General features: G+C 72.7%; 3 protein-coding genes and 1 pseudogene. All 4 read right to left on the bottom strand.

Annotated elements, in window-relative coordinates; translation table 11 throughout:
• Positions 1-206: 206 nt before the first annotated feature.
• Entirely contained in the window at positions 207-1,097 is an 891-nt protein-coding gene (locus MCBG_RS02030) for an alpha/beta hydrolase family protein (RefSeq protein WP_043330042.1), read from the bottom strand.
• A 154-nt stretch (positions 1,098-1,251) separates the two neighbouring features.
• On the bottom strand, positions 1,252-1,929 hold the full coding sequence (locus MCBG_RS33505; protein WP_223201005.1) for a DUF1963 domain-containing protein: 678 nt from the start codon (positions 1,927-1,929) through the stop codon (positions 1,252-1,254).
• Positions 1,930-2,156: 227 nt separating this feature from the next.
• Entirely contained in the window at positions 2,157-3,287 is a 1,131-nt protein-coding gene (locus MCBG_RS02020) for a glycoside hydrolase family 26 protein (protein ID WP_043323419.1), read from the bottom strand.
• A pseudogene (locus MCBG_RS02015) lies at positions 3,281-3,696 on the bottom strand (glycosyl transferase family 2); the annotation flags it as partial. The gene MCBG_RS02020 and the pseudogene MCBG_RS02015, both read right to left, overlap by 7 nt.

Raw genomic sequence — 3,696 nt, 5'->3', positions numbered from 1 at the left:
GGCCCGTGGAACAGCAGCGCGCCGCCGGAGTCCCGGTCGAGGAGCCGGCGGATCGCGTCGCACTCGTCGTCCCGGCCCCGCAGAGCAATATGCACTGTCGATGCAGAAAGCATGCATGCAGTGTCACAGATGGGCAACCCGTCGGAAAAGAGGCGGACATGCTGCCGGGGTGGTCGTCGCGACGACCACCCCGGCAGCGGACGGGCTCAGGCGCTGGGGCAGGTGTTGCGGTACTCCTGGATCGCCGACCCGCTCGGACCGGGGCAGAGGAACTGCTCGTAGCGGGTGTCGTCGTCGACGAACCGCTTCAGCCAGGCCACCATCTGCTTCGCCGTCGGCGTGTTCGTCGTCTGCGGGAAGAAGTGGCTCGCGCCGTCCAGCTCCAGGTACGCCTTCTCCGAGGACGCCGGGATGCTGTTGTAGAACGGGATCGAGTGGGTCGCCACCGGCGCGACGCTGTCGGTCTCGCCGCCGATGATGAGCGTCGGCACCCGTACATCGGACCAGGTCTTGTCCAGGTTCCACGGCGCCAGCGGAACGGCGGCCTGCAGCGACGGCCGCGCCGCCGCGGCCTCCAGGCTGCCGCCGCCGCCCATCGAGTGACCGGCCACCGCGAGCCGGGACGAGTCGATCCGGCCGCGCACCGAGCTGCGCTCGGTCAGGTAGTCCAGCGCGGCCAGGAGCTGCCGGCCCCGGCTGGCCGGCTGGTCCAGCCGGGTGTTGGTCTCGATGCCGATCACCACGAAGCCGTGTGAGGCGATCCGAGGGCCGAGCCAGCTCAGGCTGGACCAGGAGGCGGTGTAGCCGGGCGAGATGGCGACCGCGCCGAAGGTGCCCTCGGCGGTGCTGGTCGGGTAGTAGATGACGCCGCCGCCGAAGCCGGTCACGCTCAGCGAGGAGACGTTGATCGACGAGGTGGCGAACGGGCCGCGGCTGGCCTCCAGGATGGCGCTGGTGGGCGCCGGGCCGCGCTCGTAGGGGCTGGCGGCGCTCGCCGCGACCGGGGCGGCGAGCGCGCCGCCGGTGGCGAGCAGCGCCGCCACGGCGAACCGGGCCAGGGCACGGACGGGGGTACGGGAACGGATGGTGGTGGGCACGTCGGTCACTCCTTGCGCCGGAATTACATCGACATGGGTCAGCATCGATGCCTTCGGCGCGGCGCGCATCGGCGAAATCACCGGTCCGCGCGGGCGGCGGGCAGGACGCGGAGGCGGCACTGCGGGCGGTCCGCACGCTGAACCGGCCCGGCTGTCACTCGGTGAACTCGCAGAAGGACAGCACCCCGTCGAACCGCCCGGCGGCGAGGTCGTCGTGGCGGATCAGGAACCGCGCGTTGACGTACTCCTCGTCCGGTACGCCGAACTGGGCCAGCGGCACCCACTCGCGCACCACCCGCTGTTCTTCCTCGTACTGAGCCACCAGCCGCTCCGCGCGGGGCAGGGAGCTCGCCTGCTGCATCCGCTCCCGGTCCGTCATGAACGTCTCGGGCGGATCCTGCGCCGAGATGGTGTAGCCGCCGACGAAGACGTCGTGCTGAATCCACCCGTCCCGCTCCGGCCAGAGCTGCTCGAGCAGCGCGCCCATCTCCTTGCGGTGCGGCAGGTCGCGCAGCAGCTTGATCTGGGTGTCGCACAGCCACTCCTCCGAGCGGTCCAGCCAGTCCGGCAGTTCCGCCTGGAGCCCGGCGTACATCTCGTGCTCGGGGGCGAGGAAACGGCCCAGGTCGGTCCCGGCGGGTAGGACGTCCACACCGTCCACCGTCTCGGCGCCGGCCGGGACGTACACGACCCGCGCGTACGCCTTCTCGTTCTCGATGCCGCAGACGTCCTGTGCGCCCTCCTGGTCGAGGAAGAACAGCAGCGTGCGTCGGCCGCAGGCGAGTCGGCACTCGGGGCAGCGCTCGCCGCAGTCGAGCGGAGCAAGACGCACGGAGAGCCCTCGGCACGTTGACACGCACGCCATCGCAGCGCGTCGTCGCCCGGCGTCGCGTGCACGCGGTCTCAGGCGGCAGGCGTGGATCGACGGAACCGGATCAGCTCCGCGAAGCGGGCCACCTCGCCCTCGGGCACGCCCTGCGCGATTGCCGCCCCGCCGGAACTGCTCTCTCTCATCCATGATCGTGGAGAGTAGCGGCACCGTCCGACATGGAGGGTGGGTCAGGGCCCGGCGCGCGGCCTCGATGTCGCCGACCAGGTCACGTCGTAGCGCGCGCCGCCCACCGCCTCGGCGAACGCGGTCGCCGCGGCGGGTGACCCGGCGATGCGCCAGTCCTGCTCCTTGTCCACCTCGAACCAGATCAGCCCGATCAGGTCCGGGTACCGGGGCAGGGAGCCGAACGTCTCCCGGATCCACCGGGCCTTGCGTCCGGCGGTGTCGGCGGCGCCGGTCTCGGTGACCACCAGCGGCCTGCGGGTGACCTTGCGGATCTCGGCGATGGTCGGGCCGAAGATCTGGTCGAACGACCAGTACGTCTTGGTGAACGCGCCGGTGCCGTAGTAGCCGGTGACGCCGACCCAGTCGACGTAGTCGTCACCCGGGTAGAGCCCGGTCAGCCCGGCAGTCGTCTTGTCCCAGCGGGCGTTCGGGCTCCACACCCAGGTGACGTTCGTGGCGCCGGCCCGGGCGAAGAGGTCGTGCACGTGCCGCCAGGCCCGCACGTAGTCGCCGGGGCGGTTGCCGTTGGCCCGCTCGCACCACGGATACCAGTCGCCGTTCATCTCGTGCGCGAAGCGGATCGCGACCGGGTAGCCGAGCGACCGGACCCCCTCGGCCCAGGACCGCAGGTAGGCGTCGAAGTCGCCGCGCGCGATCCGGTCCAGCCGGTAGTCCGGCTGGGTGGCCCGGAGCCGATCGATCTGCCGGACCGCCAGGCCGGTACGCCGGGCCGCCAGGTCGACCGTGTGGTCCCACGGCTCCCAGCCGAGCATGGGCATCATGCCCCGCTCGGCGATCCGGTCGAACAGGCTCCGGTCGAACTCGGCCGACGCCCAGTCGGCGCCGAAGAGCATCACCTGCGGCGCCCGCCCGGCCGCCTCGACGAACCGGTCGACCGGCGCGAAGTCGTGCGGTCCCTTGTCGGTCATCACCCCGAAGAACGCCTGCCCGGCCGGGGGGAACAGGCCGCCCGGCGCGCCGGCGCTCGCCTGCGGCGTCGCCGGGACGCGCCCGTGCGCCGATGCGCCCGTGCCCGGGTCGCGCCACGCTCCGGGCGCCACCACGAAGGCGTACGCGAGCAGCAGCAACCCGGCCAGCGCGAGGCCCACCCGGGGCGCGGTCGGCCTCAGCACGGGACACCGCCCTCAGCCGCCGGCTGCTTCCACGCCGCCTCCGCCGACCGGCGCCGGCGGTCCCGCAGGCCCTCCACCCAGGCGATCAGCGGTGGCGCGAGCCCGGTCAGCAGCGTCAGCGCCGGCCAGATCCGCAGCAGCGGATAGTCGTGGCCGAGCGCGAAGCTCGCCGCGAGCAGCCCGGCCGCCGCCAGCGCCCAGCACAGATGCAGCCGGAACGTGCGCAGGGACTCCACAGTGCGCAGCGCCCCCTTGGCGGTCACCACGAAGCCGAGCCGGCGGCGCAGCAGCGCGCCGGCCGCCGCGGCCACGTAGACCGGCCCGGCGAACAGGGCGAGCGCCATGCCGGCCACGCCCACCTCCTCGCGTTCGTGCGGGGCGATGTTGAAGCGCCGCAGCCAGAGCCAGA

It is taken from the genome of Micromonospora sp. M42 (assembly GCF_000568915.1).
Taxonomy (GTDB): domain Bacteria; phylum Actinomycetota; class Actinomycetes; order Mycobacteriales; family Micromonosporaceae; genus Micromonospora; species Micromonospora chalcea.
Note: the sequence above shows the minus strand (reverse complement) of the source record. Positions and strands in the feature narration are given on the sequence as shown.